Genomic DNA, 21,859 nt, shown 5'->3' with positions numbered 1-21,859 from the left:
TTTAACTTTTGATTAACGTATGATAACTCATTTACGAGGAAAATTAGTAGAGAAAAATCCCACAGACCTTATTGTAGAATGCAATGGTGTAGGTTATTTTCTTAATATTTCTCTGCATACATTTGCTCAAATATCCGACAAAGAAGATATTTTTATCTATACTTATTTGCAAGTTAGAGAAGATGCGCAAACATTATTTGGTTTTGCAGATAAAGTAGAACGAGCATTGTTTAAAAAATTGATTTCTGTTTCAGGGATAGGGGCAAGTACCGCAAGAACTATGCTTTCTTCCTTAACCCCAGATCAAGTGGTGAGTGCAATTCATTCAGAAGATGTAGAAGAAATTAAAAGTGTTAAAGGAATTGGTGCAAAAACCGCGCAACGGGTTATCATCGATTTAAAAGATAAGCTTTCTGATATCGGTCAGACAGATGATGTAAACAAAATATTAACATCTAAAGACAATACCCATAAAGAAGAAGCGTTATCAGCTTTAGAAACCTTGGGCTATACCCGTAAACAATCAGAAAAAGTTGTAAAGAAAATATTGTCTAATAACCCTGAAGCTACCGTAGAAGCCTTAATCAAGCTTTCCTTAAAAAACCTGTAAACCCTTGGGAAAAATTAATTGCCTTACTTTTAATAAAAAATCTCTTTTTGCCTTTTTGGCAATTTTCTTGGTTTTTGCTAATACTTTTGCTCAAGAAGATGGAGAAGAAGGCACTGAAACAGAACAAGACTCTACCAAAACAGGATATTATATCGGAGAAATCGAAATGAAAGATCCGTCAAGTATTGTATCAAAATATACATACGACGAAGTTTTGGATCGTTATATTTATACAGAAAAAATTGGGAGTGTAGATGTATCTTATCCATTAGTTCTTACTCCTGAAGAATATCAAGAACGTGTTCTTGAAGAGCAGATGAAAGCTTATTTTAAGCAAAAGTCTGATGCCGTTAATGGAAGAGGTCAAAATTCTGATGAACAGAAAAATATTCTACCGATTTTTTATGTAAATAATAGTTTTTTCGAATCTATTTTTGGAGGAAATGAAATAGAAGTGATACCGCAAGGTTCGGTAGAGTTGGACTTGGGTTTGCTTTATACAAAACAGGATAATCCTTCGCTTTCGCCTAGAAACCGTAGTAATTTAACTTTTGACTTTAATCAGCGAATAAGTTTGAGTTTGCTGGGTAATATAGGAAAGCGATTAAAAATTACGGCTAATTACGATACAGAATCTACATTTGATTTTCAGAACCAGATAAAATTAGAATATACTCCTACTGAAGATGATATTGTGCGAAAAATTGAAGTCGGTAATGTTAGTATGCCTTTAAATAGTTCACTTATTCAAGGAGCGCAAAGTTTGTTTGGGGTAAAAGCTGAGTTACAGTTCGGTAAAACAACGATTACCGGAGTTTTTTCTGAGCAAAATTCAGAGCGACAAACAGTAAACGTACAAGGCGGAGGTGCCGTTCAAGATTTTGAAAAGTTTATTCTAGATTATGATGAAAACCGTCATTTCTTTTTAGCACATTACTTTAGGGATAATTATGATGATGCTTTAGCTAATTACCCTTATATCACCAGTAATATACAGGTGACGCGTATGGAAGTTTGGGTCACGAATCGTACAAATAATACGCAAAGTCTTACCGGTACAAGAAATATTGTTGCTATTCAAGATATAGGAGAGGCTGATCCTGAGAATGTAGGTCTGTTTTTAGATGCAAATGGAAATCCAGTTCAAGGTCCCCAAGGTTTTATAAATACATCAGCAGGTGCTTATCCAGATAATGCTAATAACGATTTTAATCCAATAGGAATCACCGGGCCACAGCAATCTGTTTTAACGCCGGCTATTCGAGATATTTCTTCGGTAGATCAAGGTTTCGGTGTAAATTCTTCTGATGTAAATGAGGGAGTTGATTATGCTAAACTTGAAAATGCACGTCAATTACAACCTAATGAATATACGTTAAATACGCAATTAGGTTATATTTCTTTAAATCAGCGATTGACTAATGATGAAGTTTTAGCGGTATCTTTTCAATATACGGTTAACGGACAAGTTTTTCAAGTGGGGGAATTTGCAAACGGCGGAGTTTCAGCAACACAAACAGGAACTAATCCAAATCCTGATGGACAGGATATAGCAGTTAACCAAAATTTAGTAGTTAAATTATTAAAAAGTCCCGTAACCAATGTAAATGAACCAATTTGGGATTTAATGATGAAAAACATCTATAATTTAGATGCTTATCAGTTAGAGAAAGAAGATTTTAGATTCAATATATTATATACAGATCCGCAGCCTTTAAACTATATCTCTCAAGCACCGGGCTCTTCAACGCCACTTCCTGGTGATGTTGAAGATAGTAATTTGTTACAGGTATTAGAATTGGATAATTTAAATGTAAACAATGACCCTATTGTTGGTGGGGATGGGTTCTTTGATTATGTTCCCGGTATTACAATTGATCCGCAAAATGGACGAATTATTTTTACTACCGTAGAGCCTTTTGGGGAATTTCTGTTTAATAAATTAGATAATACCCCCAATGGAGGAGTAGAAGATTATGAAGATCCTTCAACTTATAATGATAATCAAGAATTTTACGTTTATAGAGAGTTGTATAACACAACCAAGACACAGGCGGAGCAAGAAGCTGCTGAAAAAAATAAGTTTCAATTAAAAGGAAGCTATAAATCTTCAGGTCAAGAAGGAATTCCTATAGGAGCTTTTAATGTACCTCAAGGTTCCGTTACAGTAACAGCCGGAGGTCGTGTTTTACAGGAAGGAGTAGATTATACCGTAGATTATGCGTTAGGACGTGTAAAAATATTGGATGAAGCTTTGTTAGCTTCGGATACCCCAATACAAGTGTCTACGGAAAACAATGCTACCTTTGGACAACAAACTAAACGGTTTACAGGTTTAAATATTGAGCATAAGTTCAATGAAAATTTAATCATGAATGGTACATTTTTAAATTTGAATGAACGTCCTATTACTCAAAAGTCTAATTATAGTTATGAGCCTGTAAATAACTCTATTTATGGATTTAATATTAATTACACCACAGAAGTTCCTTTCTTTACAAGATTAGTGAACAAACTTCCTAATATCGATACCGATGTAGAGTCACAGTTTTCTGTTCGAGGAGAGTTTGCTTACTTACATCCGGGATCTCCAAAAGGTGATAATTTTAATGGAGAAGCCACTTCTTATGTTGATGATTTTGAAGCTTCGCAAACTTCTATTTCTGTGCTTACTCCGTTAAGCTGGCAATTGTCAAGTGCGCCTATAGGTTTTGGAGGAGAAAAAGCAAATAACGATTTAAGTTCAAGTTATCGACGTGCAAAATTAAACTGGTACACGATTGATCCTATTTTTTATAGTAATCAGCGTCCGGCAGGAATTAATGATGATGATTTGTCCCTTTATTCAACACGGCGTGTTTTTATCGATGAAATTTTTCCAAATACAGATGTCGTTCAAGGTCAAACACAGGCGGTTTACACCATGGATTTAGCTTATTATCCATCAGAAAGAGGGCAATATAATTATAATCCGGCTGCTGCGGGTAATAATCAATTACCGTCGCCAGAGCAAAATTATGGTGGAATTATGCGTGAAATTACCACTACAAATTTTGAGCAATCTAATGTAGAATTTATTGAGTTTTGGGTTATGGACCCGTATATTTATCCTGAAAATAATTCTTCCAACGACGGAGTATTAACGTTTAATTTAGGAAGTGTATCTGAAGATGTTCTTAAAGATGGAAGAAAACAATTTGAAAACGGACTTCCTACTGATGGTCAACCCGGAAATACATTAGAAACAGAATTTGGTCGTGTACCTTCTAGTCAGTCATTAGTTTATGCCTTTGATTCAGAGGGACAAGAAAGAATTAATCAAGATGTAGGCTACGATGGTTTAAATGATGATTTAGAAGCAGAGAAATTTCCAGCATTTGCAGGTTTAGCCGATCCATCTAATGATAATTATCAGTATTACCTTAATGCTGAAGGAGGTGTTGTAGAGCGTTACAGAAATTATAACGGTTACCAAGGCAATACACCAACCGATGTTGGTCAGAATAATCGAGGTAATGGTACAGTTCCTTCTGTAGAAGACGTCAATCGTGATAATACAATGAATACGATTGATAGTTATTTTGAATACAAAGTTCCGGTTTTTGATGGGATGAGTGTTGATAATAATACAAGCTCTATTGCCGGCATAGATGAAGATTATATTACTGACGTAAAAACGGTGAATACTACTTTGCAAAATGGAGACCAGTTACCGGTACGTTGGGTTCAGTTTAAAGTGCCGCTTAGAACTTCAAGTGAGTATTCAGTAAATGGAATAGCAGATTTAAGATCGGTGCGTTTTATGCGTATGTTTTTATCAGGATTTCAAGAGGATATTGTGTTGCGTTTAGGGACATTAGATTTAGTTCGAGGAGATTATAGACGTTATAATCAAGCGGTAGTTCCGGATGGTACAGATCCTGATAATGAGCCTAATACGACTTTAGAAATTACTGCGGTAAGTGAAGAGCAGACTTCAGATTATGTAACCCCTCCAGGAGTAATTAGAGAAGAAACCATCAATAACAATCAGACGATACGTGAAGATGAACAATCATTATCGTTAACCGTAAAAGATTTAGGTCCGGGAGACTCTAGAGCAGTTTACAAAAATTTTCAGGTGGACATGCGTCAGTATAAAGACTTGAAAATGTTTTTGCACGCAGAAAGTCTTCCTGCTCCAGAACCACAATTATTAGATGGTGAATTAACTGCTTTTATTAGAATGGGAACCGACTTTACCAATAATTTTTATCAGGTAGAAATTCCATTAAAAGTAAGTGATTTAAATTCAAATCAACCGCGTGATGTTTGGCCTATTGAAAATGACTTAAACTTACCGTTAGAGTTATTACAACAAATAAAATCATTAGTCATAGGTAACGACACCTATAGTAGTGCCGATTTAAATTTCTTTACAGAAGATTTATCACCTTCGACAAGCAGTAGCGGAGTAGGCGAATTGCGTGTTGGAATTAAAGGAAATCCGAGTTTTGGAAATATTCGAGTAATTATGCTTGGATTAAAAAATAGTGGTCAGACTGATGCTACTGGAGAGGTTTGGTTTAATGAATTGCGCCTTTCCGATATGAAAAATGAGGGCGGTTGGGCTGCAGTTTTAAACATGGATACGAATTTGGCTGATTTTGCTTCTATTGCTGCTACCGGAAGAAGAAGCACCATCGGTTTTGGTTCTATAGAACAAGGTCCAAATCAACGTAGTCGAGAAGATATAAAACAATATGACGTTGTTACGAATTTAAATATGGGGCAATTGCTTCCGGAAAATTGGGGGATAAAAGTTCCATTTAGTTATAGTAGAGGGGAGGAGTTGATTACACCGCAATATGATCCTGAGTATTTAGATTTGGAGTTAGAAACCTTGCTTGATAATACAAATGATGAAGCGCGGCGAGATGAATTACAAGAACGTGCTGAAGATTATACAAAACGACAAAGCGTAAGTGTGATAGGTTTGCGTAAAGAGCGTACAAATCCTGATGCTAAACCGATGCCGTATGATATTGAAAACTTTAGTTTTTCCGGAACTTATAATCAAGAGGATCATAGAGATTTTGAAATTGAAGAGTCGTTAGATCAAAATGTAGATGTAGGAGCGACCTATAATTATAATTTTGCTCCTTTAAAAATAGAACCATTTAAGAATATCTCGGCTTTAGACAGTAGTGATTATTATCAGCCGATTAAAGATTTTAATGTAAATCTTTTGCCTACAAGTTTAGCTGCAAGCTCTAACATTAGAAGGCAATATAACGAGCAGATTTTTAGAGAAATTAATTTACCTCCGGGCTCAATAGGTTTGCCTAAACTATATCAACGAAATTATACATTTGATTGGCAATATACCATTAACCATAAACTAACTGAATCGCTTCAATTTACGTTAAGCACTAATAATAATAGAATTGTTAGAAATTATATAGATGAAAATAATGTTCAAGATAATTCTATAGGCGTTTGGGATGAGTTTTTTGATGTCGGTCAGCCTAACCGCCACCTGCAAAGTCTTCAGGTAAATTATGATATTCCGTTTGATAAAATTCCTGCCTTAGAGTTTTTAAAGACACGTTATTCTTATACTGGTGATTTTCAATGGCAAAAAGGCTCAGAGATCAGAAACAGTATTCCTGGAATTCCTAATTTAGGAAATACAATCCAAAATTCTAGTACACACCAAATCAACAGTACTTTTGAGATGAATACTTTGTACCGCTATATTGGTTTAACAAAGAAGAAGGGAAATCAGAATAACAGAAGATCTTTAGGGAATCAATCTGGAAATAAATTAGGCTTTCAACGGAATAATAATACTACAGCAAATGCGAATCAGCAAGATGATGAGCTTTCTGCCGGAGATAAAACCGTTAATACCTTAATAGATATTGTAACAGCAGTTAGAAGATTAACGTTTAATTATGACGAGACCAAGGGGATGTTCTTGCCGGGATATACCAATGATATCGGTTTTATTGGGACCTTAAAACCAACCGCAGGATTTACATTTGGTAGTCAGTCTGATGTTCGAGAAATTGCAGCAAGAAATGGCTGGTTAACCAGTTATCAGCAATTTAATGAACAATACCAAGAGACGGAAGTGAAAAACCTGAGCTTTCAAGCAAACATAGATTTGTTACCGGATCTTACCATAGATTTAAATGCCAATAGAACGTACTCAGAAACCTATACCGAGAATTATCGTGTCAATCAAGATGATTTACAGTATAGATCGTTGACACCAAATACGTTCGGGAACTTTAATATTTCTACCATAATGATTGCATCTGCTTTTGGAGAAAGTACACAAGAAAATTCAGATGCTTTTCAAGACTTTAGGGATAACCGACTTACGGTAGCTAATCGTTTAGCCCAACAAGCGGGAATAGATACAAGTAATCCTGATAATTTAGATGAAGACGGCTACCCAATAGGTTTTGGTAGAACCAGTCAGCAAGTTTTATTACCTTCTTTCCTTTCTGCTTATACCGGCAAAGATGTAGAAAAAGTAAGCTTGAGTTCATTTAGAGATACACCATTACCTAATTGGAATGTTAAGTATACCGGATTAATGCGTTTAAAATGGTTTAAAGATAAATTTAGACGATTTAGTATTCAGCATGGCTATAGTTCTTTGTATAACATCAATCAATTTCAAAGTAATTTAGATTACGATAGAAATAACCCTTACGGTAGTTCTAATTTAGATCAAGCCGGAAACTTTAAAGATGAATATTTTATTTCAAATATTAATCTTGCAGAACAATTTAGTCCGTTAGTTAAAATAGATATGGAACTTAAAAACTCTATAAAAATTTTAACTGAAATCAGAAAAGATAGAATGTTGTCGTTGAGTTTTGCCAACAATCTTTTAACGGAAACCCAAGGAAATGAATATATTGTCGGATTAGGTTATCGTATTCCTAATTTAAAAATTGCCACTAATATTGGTGGTCAGCGCCGTGTATTGAGCAGCGATTTAAATTTTAAAGCTGATGTTTCTTTTAGGAGAAATGAAACAATAATCCGATATTTGGACGTTGATAACAGTCAAACAACATCAGGTCAAGATATTTGGTCTATTACATTTAATGCAGATTATGCATTATCAAAAAATTTGACGGCTATTTTTTATTACGATCATAGCTTTTCAGACTATGCAATATCTACAGCATTCCCGCAAACAACAATTCGTTCGGGAATAACTTTACGATATAATTTTGGAAACTAAAAATTTTAAATAACTAAACTAAATAATACACTATGAATGTTCCAAACGAATTAAAGTACACCAAAGATCATGAATGGATAAAGATTGAAGGTGATGTTGCGACTATTGGTATCACTGATTTTGCTCAAGGTGAATTGGGAGATATTGTATATGTTGAAGTAGAAACCGTAGATGAAACTTTAGAAAAGGATGAGGTTTTTGGAACCGTTGAAGCGGTAAAAACAGTATCTGATCTTTATTTACCACTTTCAGGAGAAATTATTGAGTTTAATGAAACCTTAGAAGATGAACCTGAAAATGTAAATACAGATCCTTACACTGAAGGCTGGATGATTAAAGTAAAAATATCTAATCAAGATGAAATCGATGATTTACTAGATGCTGAAGCCTATAAAGAACTTATTGGATCCTAGGATATCTTTATTTATTGCGATTTCTTATTCAGTTTTTCTATTGGTAATTTCGCTCATGCGAACTACAAACATGCCAAAACCTGAATTTGATCATGCAGATAAAGTATTTCATTGTTTTGCCTATTTTGGGTTAACCCTATGTTGGTACTTATATTATTTTTCCAGGAAAAGTACCAGCATTTTAAAAAAACAGGCTTTATTTGTAATTTGTTCCTTGAGTGCGGCTTTTGGCATCTTTATTGAAGTTGTTCAAGGAGTATTTACTACATATAGAAGCATAGATGCGTTAGATGTATTAGCAAATATTACAGGAATTGTACTCGCTTTTTTATTGATTCTAAGTTTAAAAAATAGACTCGAAAAAATTAAAAGGCAATTATAATTTAGTTTTTTATAAAAAATAATTACATTAGCAATCCGATAATAAAAAATTATGGAACCAAAGAAAAATCCAAAAAAAGACTTAAGAAGGAAAAGTGTTATGTTTTTCCAGATAGGTCTAATTGTGATGCTGTTTCTGACTTGGCGCGCCATAGAGTGGAAAACTTACGAAAAAGAAGAGTTTGAAAAGCAAGTTGTTAAGTTCGATCAGCTAAACGAGGAGGAAACTGTTGTAATGCCTCCAAATCAGCCGCCACCACCGCCACCACCGCCACCGCCACCAGCACCTGAAGTAATTGAAGTTGTTGAAGATGAGGTAGAGGTAGAAGAGCAGGTGATAGAATCTACAGAAGTAACGGAAGAACCCGAAATTGTAGAGGTTGCCGAAGTAGAGGAAGTCTCTGATGAGCCTATCGAGGACGTACCTTTTACAGCTATTGAAGATGTACCAATCTTCCCTGGTTGCGAGAAGTATAAAAGCAACGATGAGCGTAGAAGATGTATGAGTGAGAAGGTGAGCGACTTTGTAAACAGTAAATTTAATACAGAGTTAGGGTCAGAATTAGGACTTTCTGGAGTAAATAGAGTTTATGTTCGTTTTAAAATTGACTCTAAAGGAAAAATTGTTGATGTTCAGGCTAGAGCACCACATCCAAGATTGCAGAAAGAAGCAGAGCGGGTTGTGAATATGCTTCCTAAAATGATTCCTGGTAAACAACGAGGAAAAGCAGTTGGTGTACTTTACTCACTTCCAATTATTTTTCAAGTACAAGATTAATATTTAGCATATTATATATTTAAAAAACCTCTCATTATTTGGGAGGTTTTTTGTTTTTGGCAACATAATTGTATTTGTGTTAATCTATTAACATAAAACTATCATATTATGAAAAGTCAAGAGCAAAAACCAACACTGAGAACACGTTTTGTTTATTTTCAACTGGGCTTGATAGCGGCCTTTTTATGTGCTATTTTTTTTATAGAGCATAAAACTGAAGTGAAAGAGGAGGTTGTAACAGATGTAATTTATAGGCAAAGTTATGTTGAGCCTTCATCTAATATCGCTTTTAAAAAGGAAGAGCCTAAGAAAATTGAACCTAAAAAAGACCCGGTTGTTAAAAAACAAACTAAGGAAGATGATGATTTTGTAATTGATGACGATGATTTATTTGATGATAAAGAGGCATCACCAGAGAGTCCGAAAGATGATTCTGTAGATAAAGTACTTGCGGGATTAGATGATCCGATTGATAATGATGTTATTCAGCCTATAAATCATTTAATTGTTGAAGAAGCACCGGTTTTTCCCGGTTGTGAAATTTATGAGGCTAAAAAGGAACGTTCTCAATGCTTTTCAACTAAAATTGCAAAACTTGTACAGCGAAAATTCAACCATTCCATCGCTGAAGATTATGGCTTGTCGGGAGAACAGCGTATTTATGTGACATTTACTGTTAATGAAAAAGGAAAGGTTGTAAATGTGAAAGCAGTTTCTGAAGCAGATGTTTTAGCAAAAGAGGCTGAGCGTGTTGCAAGGTTGCTACCTGATATGAAGCCTGGTAAACAGCAAGGAAAGAATGTGCCTGTTTCGTATAGTTTGCCTATTACTTTTACCCTAGAATAATAGCTTTTAATATTTAACCTTTTTTCTCGCTTGCTAAAAGCCTTTTTAAGAGTATCTTTGCATCCTGAAAAATGGAGGTATTGAGTAAAACCCTTACAAATACAGTTGAAACGGATGTAATTTCTGATTTTAAAGAGATTACAAAAATGCGTTTAGCAATAAGCGTAGTGTTTTCTTCCGTGGCAGGATATTTTTTAGGTGCAGAAGTTGTCGACTTTGTAGTAGTACTTTTGTTGGCAATCGGCGGTTACTTAATGGTTGGTGCTTCTAATGCATTTAATCAAGTTATTGAGCGCAAGTTTGATGCTAAAATGAATAGAACAAAGAACCGGCCTATTCCTTCAGGAAGAATGTCGGTTACTACAGCTACTATTATTGCAAGTGTTTTTACGGTTTTAGGAATAGCTGTTCTTTATATAATAAATCCAATTACAGCAATTTTTGGGGCAATTTCTATTTTTTTATATACTTGCTTATATACGCCCTTAAAAAGAAAAACGCCTTTATCGGTTTTTGTTGGGGCTTTTCCAGGAGCAATTCCTTTTATGTTGGGTTGGGTAGCAGCCACTAATGATTTTAGTATAGAGCCCGGTACGCTCTTTATGATTCAGTTTTTTTGGCAATTCCCGCATTTTTGGGCTTTAGGGTGGTGGTTGTATGATGATTATAAACGCGGTGGTTTTTTTATGTTGCCAACGGGAAAGCGTGATAAAGGTACCGGAATACAAATAATTTTATATACAATTTGGACAATTGTAGTTTCTCTAGTTCCGGTATTTGGCGTGACGGGGAGATTATATTTAACCCCTGTTTCAGCAATATTGATTTTTATGCTTGGTTTAGGGATGTTGCATTATGCAATCAAATTGTATAAAAATAAAGATGAAAAAACTGCTAAGCAACTAATGTTTGCTAGTGTTTCGTATATAACCTTATTACAAATTATTTACGTTTTAGATAAATTTATTCGAGTATGGATTTAACGCAAGGTACCGAAGAAGAGAAAAGGAGAAGGTCAAAAAAAATGATGCTTTGGTTTGCTATAATAAGTATGGCCATGATGTTTGCCGGTTTAACAAGTGCTTATGTTGTGAGTAGAAACCGTGAAGATTGGATGAAAGATCTTGAAATGCCACAGGCGTTTATTTGGAGTACGATTGCAATCTTGATAAGTAGTTTTACATTTCATTTTGCGAAAAAAGCTATACTTAAAAATAATAGGAGTTTAGCTACGAGTTTATTATTAACCACTTTTGGTTTAGCTATAGTTTTTGTGGTTTTACAGTTTAGCGGTTTTCAAGAATTTATTGATGAAGGGTTATATCCGGCAGGAAGTGCAAGTAATATAAATGTGTCATTCAATTATTTAATCATATTTTCGCATTTACTGCACCTTGCGGCAGGATTAATTACATTACTGGTTGTAATTTATAATCATTTTAAACAACGCTATAAATCAGGGCAAATGCTTGGTATAGAACTCGGTGCAACATTCTGGCATTTTGTAGATATTTTGTGGATTTACCTGTTTTTGTTTTTATATTTCTTTAGATAATAAAATTAACTATTTTTGCATAATCTTTAACAATAATTTTTCTTTATGGAAGCTACTGTTGTAAAAACAGGAACCGAGGGTAAAACCTGGGGCGGTGGATCTAAATCGCCATTAAAAGCTAGCTACGGTAAAATGATGATGTGGTTTTTTATCACTTCAGATGCTTTAACATTTTCAGCATTTTTAGCGGCTTATGGTTTCTCAAGGTTCAAGTTTATAGATTCTTGGCCTATTGCCGATGAAGTATTTAATCACTTTCCATTTTTACATGGTGTAGATGCACCAATGTATTATGTGGCTTTAATGACATTTATACTGATATTTTCCTCAGTAACTATGGTGCTAGCTGTAGATGCGGGTCATAAAATGCAAAAAGCTAAGGTTACCCTTTATATGTTTTTGACCATAATTGGCGGACTTATTTTTGTTGGTTCGCAAGCATGGGAGTGGAAAAACTTTATTAGTGGTACATATGGAGCTGTTGAAACTAAAGGAGGAAATATTGTTCAGTTTGTTGATACAGAAGGTGAGCGTATTGCTATAGCAGATGTGGCTAAAGTTTTACCAGAAGAACGTGTTTTGCACGAGCGTAAAAACGGTCTTTGGTACACAACCGATGGAGAGGCACTGCCTAGCTTTAGTATTAATGAAGTGAAAGAAGGTTTTAAATCTCACGAGGATTTTTTAGTCCGTGTTCAGAAACTAGACGAAAACGGAGCTAAAACAATCTTGTCTAGAGAAGAGTCTTTAGCAATGATTAATGATAATGCGATTCGTGTAGTTGAAGGAGCGAACCTAACCAGAAACGAATACGGTCCGCCTTTATTTGCAGACTTCTTTTTCTTTATTACAGGTTTTCACGGATTTCACGTTTTTACCGGTGTAATTATTAATATTATTATTTTCTTTAATGTTATTATAGGAACCTACGAAAGAAGAAAAAGCTACGAAATGGTTGAGAAAGTTGGACTTTATTGGCACTTTGTAGATTTAGTTTGGGTATTTGTATTTACCTTCTTCTATTTGGTTTAATTTTTTTTGAAATATAGACAATGGCACATTCAGCATCACATAACGATAATTCAGCAATCAAAAGAATTTGGAATGTTTTTATAATCCTTTCAATTGTAACAATTGTAGAAGTTGTTTTAGGGATTATAAAACCAGCATTTTTAATTGACAATACTTTTATTTATATGAAACTCCTTAACTGGATTTTCATTGTGCTTACTATTTATAAGGCATATTATATTACTTGGGCTTTTATGCATATGGAGCACGAGACAAAAGGCTTACGGAGAGCTGTAGTGTGGACAGCCGTATTTCTAGTGTCTTATCTGGTTTTTATTTTATTAACAGAAGGAGACTATATTTACGAAGTCTATAAGAGCGGTCACGTAGCCTGGAACTTCTAAAAGTTAAAAGATTTAAAAAGACGGTTTATTAAAATCGTCTTTTTTATTTTTGCACAACTTAAGGATTAATAATTGTCCTATGAAAAAATTTTTTGTGCTTACAGTGCTTTTTGCACTTCCTTTAGTTGCTTACCTATTTTTTTCTTCAGGGGTAAATAACTTCGCAAAACTTCCTGTGTTAACAGAAAACATTGCTGAACTATCTAATTTTAAAACCTTGAAAGGGAAAGATATTCAGTTAAAAGATAAGATTACAATTCTATCTTTTTACGGATCAAGCATAGAAAAAATGGAAGGAAATGCGTTTAATTTAAACGAAAAAATATACGATAAAAATTTTAAGTTTAAAGATCTTCAGTTTGTGGTATTAGCTGAAGAGGGTACGCAAAGTGAAGCTGAAAAATTACTACAAGAAATTTCTACAACCGTAAGCCCTGAAAAGTGGAAATTCGCTTTTGGATCTTCGTCTGAAATTAAAAGAGTCTTTAATTCATTAGAGACATCATATCAACTGAACAATCAAACTGCAACTCCTTTTGTTTTTATCATAGATAAAGAGAGAAATTTAAGAGGAAGGCCATTAGATTCAGAAGAAACTGAAGAGACCGTTTATGGTTACGACACGCGTTCTGTAGCTGAAATCACAAATAAAATGGTAGATGATGTTAAAGTAATTTTGGCTGAATATAGACTTGCGTTAAAAAAGTACAATAGAAATAAAGCTATTCAAAATGAAACGTAAATATTCTTACATAGGTTTAGCAGTCATTATTCTTGTTTTTGGCGTTATTGTAATTCCAAAAATAGTTGAGCGTTTTGCTAATAACGAAATCGTTGAAAACGATCGGTTAAGTTCCTCAAAAAGTATTGGTCAAGAAAGCGATCAAAAAAACAAAGATGAACTGGCTTACATTATTTTGCACGGTGAGAAAAAACAAGTGCCTGCTTTTAAATTTGTAGACCAACACAAAGATACAATTACCAACAAGTCGTATAAAGGAAAGGTTTATTTGGCAGAATTTTTCTTTACAACTTGCCCTACAATCTGCCCGGTCATGAATGAAAATATGACTAAGATTGAAGAACACTTTTCTGAACGTCCTAATTTTGGAATTGCTTCTTTTAGTATTAATCCAAGTTACGACACTCCAGAAGTTTTAAAAGAATATGCAAAAAAATATGACATAAAAAACCCTAATTGGCATTTGTTAACCGGTGATCAAAATGAAATTTTTGAATTGGCAAATTCGGGCTTTAATTTTTATGTTGCCAGCAACCCAAAAGCAGAAGGTAATTTTCAACATTCAGGTTATTTTGCTTTAGTAGATCAGGAAGGCTTTATTCGCTCTCGAAAAGATAAATTCGGAAACCCAATAATTTTTTATAATGGTTTGGAAGAAGACGATTTAGCTATGTTAAAAGAAGATATCAAAAAATTATTGAAATGAAAGCACAGGTAAAAAACGATAAAATTGCTATTCCTGTAATTATAAGTTTGTCTCTTATAATACCGCTCGTGGTATTAATTTTAATGAACTTACCTTCACGTTACGACTTGTTAGGTTTAGAGTTAGGGACGTTTCCTTTATTTCATGCCGTTTTAAATGCTTCAACAGCTGTCTTACTTTTATCAGGTTATTTTTTAATTAAATCAGGTGATAAAATAATGCATCGCAATGTAATGATAACTGCTTTTGGTTTATCTGCTGTGTTTTTAGTTAGTTATGTTATTTCTAAAATCAGTAACGACCCGGTTCCTTATGGAGGCGAAGGATTTATGCGTCCTGTTTATTTTTTCATTTTAATTTCGCATATCATTCTTTCGGCTATTATAGTTCCTTTGGTTCTATTTACGATGTATCGTGGTTTAACGGGAGAATATCAGAAACATAAAAAAATTGCTCGGTGGACCTTTCCTATCTGGATGTATGTGGCGATTACAGGTGTTTTGGTATACTTATTTATGCTTCCGTATTATTAAAATATAAGCTATGAAAAAATTACTATGCTTTATCTTTTTGGCGTTAGCTTCTGTGCAATTACAAGCACAATGCGCTATGTGTAGAGCTGTACTTGAAAGTGAGACCGATGGTGGTGCAGCAGAAGCTATTAATGATGGAATTATGTATCTAATGGTTTTTCCTTATTTGCTGATGGGAGGAATTGCATTTTTTGTTTGGCGAATGGCTCGCGATCGAAAAAAAGCTCACTAATTTTTATGAAACACATTTTACTTTTTTTAATTTTCTTGCTGACCTTTTTTTCTGGCTTTTCTCAAACCAATCAGAAAATGAATACAGAAAAAGTATGGCGTCTTAATTTTTTATTGCCTGGTGCTGAGTTAGAACTTCCGTTAAGCAATAAAACAACGTTTTCCATAAATCCGGAGCTTGGTTTTGCAGTTGGTTTTTCTGCAGGAACCAATAGAGAAACCGAATTTAGTTATGCGCTTTTACCGCAATTGGATTTAAAATATCGTTGGTATTATAATTTTGAAAAACGAAAAGAAAAAGGGCTAACGGTAATTAATAATTCGGCTAACTTTTTAGCTTTAAGAGCAGTGACCGGTTTTCCATCTATTGCTGAAAAGGATTTTGAAAATTATGATGAGCTAAATCAAGGTTTTCATGTAATGTGGGGCTTGCAACGAAGTTTTAATTCTTTTCAACTAATGTTTGCTACAGGTCCGGGAGTGGTGTTGGGTTTTGAGGGTGATGCCAATTTCACGCTTGGTATAGAATTGAATTTTGGATTTGATTTCTAAAACAAAACAGTAAATTCAAGGAAAAAACTCAGAATTTAATGTAACGATTTTACTTTTCAACAGTCATATTAATACATCACCATATTCTTTAATTTTTAAGTCTAAGATAATATGATTGAAATAAAAGACTTGCATAAGTCCTATCAAACCGGAGCAACTTCACTTCACGTATTAAAAGGCATCAATTTTAATGTCAAAGAAGGCGAGCTGGTTTCAATCATGGGTTCTTCAGGCTCTGGAAAATCTACTTTGTTAAATATTTTAGGAATGCTCGATGAAGCCGACGCCGGTTCATATACCTTAGATAATGTTCCTATCAAAAATCTTAACGAAAAAATTGCCGCGCAGTATCGTAATAAATTTTTAGGTTTTATTTTTCAATCTTTTAATCTGATTGGTTACAAATCTGCGCTAGATAATGTAGGAATGCCCTTGTATTATCAAGGGATGAAAAGAAAAGAACGCGTAGAACGATCTATGGCCTATTTAGAAAAAGTAGGTTTAGCAGATTGGGCTAGTCATTTACCGAATGAGCTTTCCGGAGGACAAAAACAGCGTGTGGCGATTGCGCGTGCTTTGGCTAGTGATCCAAAAGTTCTTTTGGCCGATGAGCCTACAGGAGCTTTAGATACTAAAACTTCTTATGAGGTAATGGATTTAATTCAAGGAATTAATGATGAAGGGAAAACAATTCTCGTTGTTACGCACGAAGAAGATATAGCACATATGACGAAGCGTATCGTCAATCTAAAAGACGGTGTTATAATAGATGATTCTTTTGTAAATCAAGTTAGAGCCAAAGCGAATGTTTAGTTTAGAACGCTGGGAAGAAATATTTGAGACCATTAGAAAAAACTTGTTGAGGACTATTTTGACAGGTATTTCTGTGGCTTCCGGTATTTTTATTTTGGTGATTTTATTAGGGGTAGGCGAAGGAATGCAAAATGGTATAGAAAACCAATTTCAAAATGATGCTGCTAACCGTATTTCAGTTTGGACGGGCCGGACTTCTGTAGAGTATAAAGGCTTAAATCCCGGACGGAGAATTCAATTAAAAAATGATGATTATAGCTTTACAGAGAAAAAATTTGCAGATGAATTAGAATATAAATCAGCTTTATATAGAATTTGGGGGAGTTTAGTAAGCTACAAAAAAGAATCGGGGAGTTATAGAGTTGAAGGTGTGTTGCCAGATTATCAATTTTTAGAAGGAGAAGATATGATAAAAGGGCGCTATTTAAACTATAATGATCATCAAAAGTATAGTAAAGTAGCAGTTATAGGAAAAAAAGTTGCTTTAGATCTTTTTAAAAATAAAGAAGACGCCATCGGGAAGCTCATCGAAATTACCGGCATTAATTTTAAGGTAGTCGGAGTATATTCAGATCCCGGAGGAGAGCGGGAAGAAGCACGCGTTTTTATACCGCTTTCTACTTCGCAGCGTGTGTTTAATGCAGGAAATAACTTACAAGGTTTAGCTTTTACACTTCCAAAACAAGATAATTTTGAAGAAGCTTTGGCAATTTCAACAAACTTCACAGAAAAATTAAAAGATCAATTAAAAAGATCGCATACAGTAGCCCCTTCAGATGAAAGTGCTATTTCAATTAATAACTCCTTAGAAAATGCAAAGCGTATTTATGATATGATGAATATGATTAAGCTTTTTTTCTGGGGCGTTGGTATTGCAACAATTTTGGCAGGTGTAATTGGCGTGAGTAATATTATGCTTATTATCGTAAAAGAGCGTACTAAAGAAATAGGAATTAGAAAGGCTTTAGGAGCACAACCTTTTTCTATAGTAACAATGGTGTTGCATGAGTCTATTTTTGTAACCACAATAGCCGGTTTTTTAGGGCTATTAGGAGGCTTAATTTTATTAGAGTTTGTAGGTCCAATGGTGCAAATAGAATTTCTTAGAAATCCAACGGTTAATTTTAATGTAGCTATTACCACGCTAATCATTCTAGTTTTAGCAGGAGCTATTGCCGGATTTTTTCCAGCCTGGCGTGCAGCGAGAATAAAACCAATAATCGCTTTAAGAGACGAATAACATGTTTAGCAGAGATAAATGGAATGAAATAATAGAATCCCTAAGTTCTAATTGGTTTAGAACGATACTCACAGCCTTTGGGGTTTTTTGGGGTATTTTTATTCTAGTTATTTTGCTTGCTGCAGGAAAAGGATTGGAAAATGGGGTGAAACAAGGTTTTGGTGGTATGGCTACCAACTCTATGTTTATGTGGGCGCAAACACCATCTAAACCTTATAAAGGTTTGCCAAAAGGACGTCGTTATAATTTTAAAATTGATGATGTAACTGCTATTAAAGATAATGTTCGCGGACTTAAATTTGTTTCTCCTAGAAATCAATTAGGTGGTTTTGGCGGAAGCAATAATGTTATTCGGGGATTGAAATCAGGAGCATTTAATGTATATGGCGATTATCCGGAAATTATTCAGCAACAACCTATGGACATAACTTCCGGACGTTTTTTAAATTATAACGATATTGATGATAAGCGTAAGGTGGCAATTATTGGAGAAGCGGTAAAAACTACTATGTACGATAGTGGTGAAGAAGTTTTAGGGACTTATCTTAAAATTAATGGAGTTAATTTTCAGGTGATTGGTACGTATAAGAAAAAAGGGAATGGAGGAGGAAATGCTGAGGAAGCACAAAAAGAAATTTATGTTCCATTTACGGCTTTTTCGCAAGCTTTTAATCAAGGAGATTTAGTTGGTTGGATGGCAATTACGGCCGATAGTCAACATTCAATTACAGCATTAAAGTCCGATGTTTTTGATGTTATAAAAAAAAGACATAATATTCATCCCGAAGACACTCGTGCTATCGGAAATTTTGATTTATTCCAGGAGTTTAATAAAATAAACGGATTGTTTATAGCACTTAAGGGAATCGCTTACTTTGTGGGCATTTTAATTTTATTATCGGGAGTAATTGGGATCAGTAATATTATGCTAATTGTTGTAAAGGAACGCACCAACGAAATAGGTGTAAGAAGAGCGCTTGGTGCTACACCGTGGTCTATTAGAGGGCAAATTTTATTAGAGGCAATTTTTTTAACTTTAATTTCAGGAATGACTGGGATTATCGCAGCAACGGGAGTTCTAGCAATAGTAAATTCTTTTCTCGATAAAAGTAATGCTTCAGAAATGATGTTTATAAACCCTAGTGTAGATTTAGGTGTGGTAATAATAGCATTAATAATATTAATAATTTCAGGTTTATTGGCCGGATTTATTCCAGCTCAAAATGCAATTAAAATTAAACCTGTAGATGCATTACGTACAGAATAATTAAAAAATAATCAATCTAAAAATAATGAAAAGAGCATTAACCATTATCGTTTTAATTCTTATTGTCGTTGCTTTTGGCGGCTCCTTGTATTATTTATATCAAAAGAATAATGAGAGTCCGGTGGTTTACAAAACAGAACAGGCAAGCCTAAAAACAATTATTAAAGAAACTGTGGCTACAGGAAGTATTGTGCCCAAAGAAGAGATTTTAATTAAGCCTAATATTTCAGGAATTATAGATAAAATCTACATTAAAGCAGGAGATACCATAAAAGCGAACGATTTAATAGCGCAGCTGAAAGTAGTTCCTGATGTTTCGAGTTTAGCAAGTAGTAAAAATCAAATTACTTCAGCAAAAATAGCCTTAGACAATCAAACTAGAATGTATAATCGCCAGAAAGAATTGTATGATAAAGGGGTGATTTCAGCTAATGAATTTGATCAGGCACAAGTTACTTATCAACAAGCTCAACAAACCTATGATGCTGCTAAACAAACCTACGAAATTATTAAAACAGGAACATCAAAAGGTTTAGGAAGTGCTGCCAATACACAAATTAGATCTACCATATCAGGGATGGTATTAGAAGTTCCTGTAAAAGAAGGAAATCAGGTTATTGAAGCGAATAATTTTAACGAAGGAACTACAATTGCTACCTTAGCAAATGTAGATAAAATGATTTTTGAAGGGAAAGTAGATGAGTCTGAAGTAGGGAAAATAAAAGAAGGCTTGCCTTTAGAGATTACCGTAGGCGCTATTGAAAATAAAAAATTTGATGCCGTTTTAGATTATATAGCTCCTAAAGGAATTGATGAAAATGGCGCAATTCAGTTTGAAATTGAGGGAACTTTGTCTAAACAAGATACCACTTTTATTAGAGCGGGATTAAGTGCTAATGCGTCTATTATTTTAGCAAAAGCTGAAGATGTTTTGGCTATCAAGGAAGCCCTTCTTCAATTCGACAATAAGACCAAAGAGCCTTATGTGGAAGTGAAAATTGGAGATCAAGAATTTAAGCGTCAAGATGTAGAATTAGGAATCAGCGATGGTATTTTTGTAGAAGTAAAGAGTGGCGTATCAAAAGAAGATGAAATTAAAATATGGAATCCCGTAAAGCCTACAGGTGGTTTTAATAAAGGCTAGTGTAACAAATTAAAAGATAATAGACTAATTTATTAGAAAGCAAATAACAAATGAAAAAAATAGCCATAATAAGCATATTTTTTAGTATACTTTTTTCAGTACAAGCTCAGGAAGAAAAAAAATGGACTTTACAAGAATGTGTAGAATATGCTTTAGAAAATAATATTTCTATAAAACAATCAGAATTAGATTTAGAAGCCTCTAAGTTAAATAAAACGGATGCTATTGGTAATTTAATTCCTACTTTAAATGGTTCTGCATCCTATAGCACAAATACAGGAGCGAGTATAAACCCAACCACTAACCAGTTTGAAAACGAAACTTTTTCATCCTTTACAACAGGTATAAGTTCTAGTTTGACCCTTTTTGATGGGCTTCAAAATATTCGTCAATTACAAAGAGCAAAACTATCTCGATTAGCAACTCAATATCAATTAGAACAAATGGAGAGTGATATAGCTTTGGCAGTGGCAAACTCTTATTTGCAAGTTTTGTTGAATAAGGCAAACCTCGACGCTATAAAGTCACAAAATTTAGTTACTCAAGATCAATTACAAAGAACCCAAGATCTTGTAGATGCAGGAACTTTACCCCAGGGAGATTTATTAGAAATAAAAGCAACAAATGCTAATGAACAACAGCAAATTGTTAAGGCGCAAAATGATGTTAAAATTTCATTGATTAGTTTAGCGCAGTTATTATTAATTAAAGATTACCAATCATTTCAGATTGTTGATGAAGGCTATGAGATTATTTCTACAGAAATTGTAGAGCTTACTCCACAAACACTTATAGATAGTGCTGAAGCAAGTAGGCCGGAAGTTAAAATTGCAGAGAAGAATGTTGAGTTGGCTCAAAAAGATGTGCAAATTGCTAGAGGAGGATACTATCCAAGACTTTCCGCTTTTTTTAATTACAACACTCGATTTGCAAATAATGATTTTTTAGATAGAAATTTTAATGAGCAATTATGGCAGAATGATGGTTTGAGTTATGGAATTCGTCTAGATATTCCTATTTTTAATGGGTTGTCAACAAGAACAAATGTTCAACGAAATAAAATAAATTTAGAGCGTACAGAGTATCAACTAGAACAAGCAAAACTAGATTTAGAATCTAATGTGTATCAGGCTTATGTAGATGCAAAAGGAGCAGCGAAAGCTTATGATGCTTCTTTAAAGGCGCTAGAATCTCAAGAATTAGCATTTGAATATGCAACAGAAAGATATGATGTCGGCTTAACCAATGCATTTGATTATAGCCAATCTAAACAACGTTATGACAACGCAAAAATAAATGTCAATCAAACCAAATACGATTATATTTTTAAATTAAAAGTTCTAGAACTCTATTTTGGAATTGATCCTGAAGAAATAAAGCTATAAGC

General features: G+C 34.1%; 20 protein-coding genes. All 20 read left to right on the top strand.

The window, feature by feature from the left end:
• Positions 1-19: 19 nt before the first annotated feature.
• Positions 20-610, top strand: a complete 591-nt coding sequence (ruvA, locus tag D9R05_RS08475) for a Holliday junction branch migration protein RuvA (protein ID WP_121666796.1) — start codon at positions 20-22, stop codon at positions 608-610.
• A gap of 4 nt (positions 611-614) precedes the next feature.
• Positions 615-7,856, top strand: a complete 7,242-nt coding sequence (gene sov / locus D9R05_RS08470) for a T9SS outer membrane translocon Sov/SprA (RefSeq protein ID WP_121666795.1) — start codon at positions 615-617, stop codon at positions 7,854-7,856.
• Positions 7,857-7,888: 32 nt separating this feature from the next.
• Positions 7,889-8,269 (top strand): glycine cleavage system protein GcvH, encoded by a 381-nt coding sequence (gcvH, locus tag D9R05_RS08465; RefSeq protein ID WP_121666794.1) that lies wholly within the window; start codon positions 7,889-7,891, stop codon positions 8,267-8,269.
• Between the two features lie 55 nt (positions 8,270-8,324).
• Positions 8,325-8,651 carry a VanZ family protein gene (locus D9R05_RS08460; protein ID WP_162984929.1) on the top strand — a complete coding sequence of 109 codons (327 nt, stop codon included), beginning with the start codon at positions 8,325-8,327 and terminating at the stop codon, positions 8,649-8,651.
• Between the two features lie 51 nt (positions 8,652-8,702).
• Positions 8,703-9,428 (top strand): energy transducer TonB, encoded by a 726-nt coding sequence (locus tag D9R05_RS08455; protein WP_121666792.1) that lies wholly within the window; start codon positions 8,703-8,705, stop codon positions 9,426-9,428.
• A 108-nt stretch (positions 9,429-9,536) separates the two neighbouring features.
• Positions 9,537-10,274, top strand: a complete 738-nt coding sequence (locus D9R05_RS08450; RefSeq protein ID WP_121666791.1) for an energy transducer TonB — start codon at positions 9,537-9,539, stop codon at positions 10,272-10,274.
• Between the two features lie 80 nt (positions 10,275-10,354).
• Positions 10,355-11,257 (top strand): heme o synthase, encoded by a 903-nt coding sequence (gene cyoE, locus D9R05_RS08445; RefSeq protein WP_262696568.1) that lies wholly within the window; start codon positions 10,355-10,357, stop codon positions 11,255-11,257.
• Positions 11,248-11,829, top strand: coding sequence for a cytochrome c oxidase subunit 3 (locus D9R05_RS08440; RefSeq protein ID WP_121666789.1), 582 nt, complete (start codon positions 11,248-11,250; stop codon positions 11,827-11,829). The genes cyoE and D9R05_RS08440 overlap by 10 nt, the downstream gene beginning before the upstream one ends.
• Before the next feature lie 45 nt (positions 11,830-11,874).
• A complete protein-coding gene (locus D9R05_RS08435) occupies positions 11,875-12,861 on the top strand; it encodes a cytochrome c oxidase subunit 3 (protein ID WP_121666788.1) in 987 nt (328 codons plus the stop codon).
• Positions 12,862-12,881: 20 nt separating this feature from the next.
• A complete protein-coding gene (locus D9R05_RS08430; RefSeq protein ID WP_121666787.1) occupies positions 12,882-13,244 on the top strand; it encodes a cytochrome C oxidase subunit IV family protein in 363 nt (120 codons plus the stop codon).
• 79 nt (positions 13,245-13,323) lie between these two features.
• A complete protein-coding gene (locus tag D9R05_RS08425; RefSeq protein ID WP_121666786.1) occupies positions 13,324-13,986 on the top strand; it encodes a TlpA family protein disulfide reductase in 663 nt (220 codons plus the stop codon).
• Entirely contained in the window at positions 13,976-14,692 is a 717-nt protein-coding gene (locus D9R05_RS08420) for an SCO family protein (protein ID WP_121666785.1), read from the top strand. Before D9R05_RS08425 ends, D9R05_RS08420 begins: the two co-directional genes overlap by 11 nt.
• Positions 14,689-15,225: a DUF420 domain-containing protein gene (locus tag D9R05_RS08415; RefSeq protein ID WP_121666784.1), complete on the top strand. Its 537-nt coding sequence runs from the start codon at positions 14,689-14,691 to the stop codon at positions 15,223-15,225. Before D9R05_RS08420 ends, D9R05_RS08415 begins: the two co-directional genes overlap by 4 nt.
• 10 nt (positions 15,226-15,235) lie before the next feature.
• Positions 15,236-15,457, top strand: a complete 222-nt coding sequence (locus D9R05_RS08410) for a hypothetical protein (protein ID WP_121666783.1) — start codon at positions 15,236-15,238, stop codon at positions 15,455-15,457.
• A gap of 5 nt (positions 15,458-15,462) precedes the next feature.
• On the top strand, positions 15,463-16,008 hold the full coding sequence (locus D9R05_RS08405; RefSeq protein ID WP_121666782.1) for a hypothetical protein: 546 nt from the start codon (positions 15,463-15,465) through the stop codon (positions 16,006-16,008).
• Positions 16,009-16,119: 111 nt separating this feature from the next.
• Positions 16,120-16,821: an ABC transporter ATP-binding protein gene (locus tag D9R05_RS08400; protein ID WP_121666781.1), complete on the top strand. Its 702-nt coding sequence runs from the start codon at positions 16,120-16,122 to the stop codon at positions 16,819-16,821.
• The gene (locus D9R05_RS08395; RefSeq protein ID WP_121666780.1) at positions 16,814-18,061 is read left to right on the top strand and encodes an ABC transporter permease; all 1,248 of its coding nucleotides are present in this window, start codon (positions 16,814-16,816) and stop codon (positions 18,059-18,061) included. The genes D9R05_RS08400 and D9R05_RS08395 overlap by 8 nt, the downstream gene beginning before the upstream one ends.
• Position 18,062: 1 nt before the next feature.
• Entirely contained in the window at positions 18,063-19,328 is a 1,266-nt protein-coding gene (locus tag D9R05_RS08390) for an ABC transporter permease (RefSeq protein ID WP_121666779.1), read from the top strand.
• 25 nt (positions 19,329-19,353) lie between these two features.
• A complete protein-coding gene (locus D9R05_RS08385; protein ID WP_121666778.1) occupies positions 19,354-20,472 on the top strand; it encodes an efflux RND transporter periplasmic adaptor subunit in 1,119 nt (372 codons plus the stop codon).
• A 50-nt stretch (positions 20,473-20,522) separates the two neighbouring features.
• Entirely contained in the window at positions 20,523-21,857 is a 1,335-nt protein-coding gene (locus D9R05_RS08380; protein ID WP_121666777.1) for a TolC family protein, read from the top strand.
• Positions 21,858-21,859: the final 2 nt, after the last annotated feature.

Origin of the sequence: Mesonia aquimarina (assembly GCF_003667275.1) — a bacterium.
GTDB lineage: Bacteria > Bacteroidota > Bacteroidia > Flavobacteriales > Flavobacteriaceae > Mesonia > Mesonia aquimarina.
This window is presented reverse-complemented; position numbering and strand designations above follow the sequence as displayed.

What these genes read in the sequence shown, in the direction of transcription:
- ruvA (WP_121666796.1), top strand. Translation starts at nt 20, where the DNA reads ATGATAACTCATTTACGAGGAAAATTAGTAGAGAAAAATCCCACAGAC.
- gcvH (WP_121666794.1), top strand. Translation starts at nt 7,889, where the DNA reads ATGAATGTTCCAAACGAATTAAAGTACACCAAAGATCATGAATGGATA.
- D9R05_RS08460 (WP_162984929.1), top strand. Translation starts at nt 8,325, where the DNA reads ATGCGAACTACAAACATGCCAAAACCTGAATTTGATCATGCAGATAAA.
- D9R05_RS08455 (WP_121666792.1), top strand. Translation starts at nt 8,703, where the DNA reads ATGGAACCAAAGAAAAATCCAAAAAAAGACTTAAGAAGGAAAAGTGTT.
- D9R05_RS08450 (WP_121666791.1), top strand. Translation starts at nt 9,537, where the DNA reads ATGAAAAGTCAAGAGCAAAAACCAACACTGAGAACACGTTTTGTTTAT.
- D9R05_RS08440 (WP_121666789.1), top strand. Translation starts at nt 11,248, where the DNA reads ATGGATTTAACGCAAGGTACCGAAGAAGAGAAAAGGAGAAGGTCAAAA.
- D9R05_RS08435 (WP_121666788.1), top strand. Translation starts at nt 11,875, where the DNA reads ATGGAAGCTACTGTTGTAAAAACAGGAACCGAGGGTAAAACCTGGGGC.
- D9R05_RS08430 (WP_121666787.1), top strand. Translation starts at nt 12,882, where the DNA reads ATGGCACATTCAGCATCACATAACGATAATTCAGCAATCAAAAGAATT.
- D9R05_RS08425 (WP_121666786.1), top strand. Translation starts at nt 13,324, where the DNA reads ATGAAAAAATTTTTTGTGCTTACAGTGCTTTTTGCACTTCCTTTAGTT.
- D9R05_RS08420 (WP_121666785.1), top strand. Translation starts at nt 13,976, where the DNA reads ATGAAACGTAAATATTCTTACATAGGTTTAGCAGTCATTATTCTTGTT.
- D9R05_RS08415 (WP_121666784.1), top strand. Translation starts at nt 14,689, where the DNA reads ATGAAAGCACAGGTAAAAAACGATAAAATTGCTATTCCTGTAATTATA.
- D9R05_RS08410 (WP_121666783.1), top strand. Translation starts at nt 15,236, where the DNA reads ATGAAAAAATTACTATGCTTTATCTTTTTGGCGTTAGCTTCTGTGCAA.
- D9R05_RS08405 (WP_121666782.1), top strand. Translation starts at nt 15,463, where the DNA reads ATGAAACACATTTTACTTTTTTTAATTTTCTTGCTGACCTTTTTTTCT.
- D9R05_RS08400 (WP_121666781.1), top strand. Translation starts at nt 16,120, where the DNA reads ATGATTGAAATAAAAGACTTGCATAAGTCCTATCAAACCGGAGCAACT.
- D9R05_RS08395 (WP_121666780.1), top strand. Translation starts at nt 16,814, where the DNA reads ATGTTTAGTTTAGAACGCTGGGAAGAAATATTTGAGACCATTAGAAAA.
- D9R05_RS08390 (WP_121666779.1), top strand. Translation starts at nt 18,063, where the DNA reads ATGTTTAGCAGAGATAAATGGAATGAAATAATAGAATCCCTAAGTTCT.
- D9R05_RS08385 (WP_121666778.1), top strand. Translation starts at nt 19,354, where the DNA reads ATGAAAAGAGCATTAACCATTATCGTTTTAATTCTTATTGTCGTTGCT.
- D9R05_RS08380 (WP_121666777.1), top strand. Translation starts at nt 20,523, where the DNA reads ATGAAAAAAATAGCCATAATAAGCATATTTTTTAGTATACTTTTTTCA.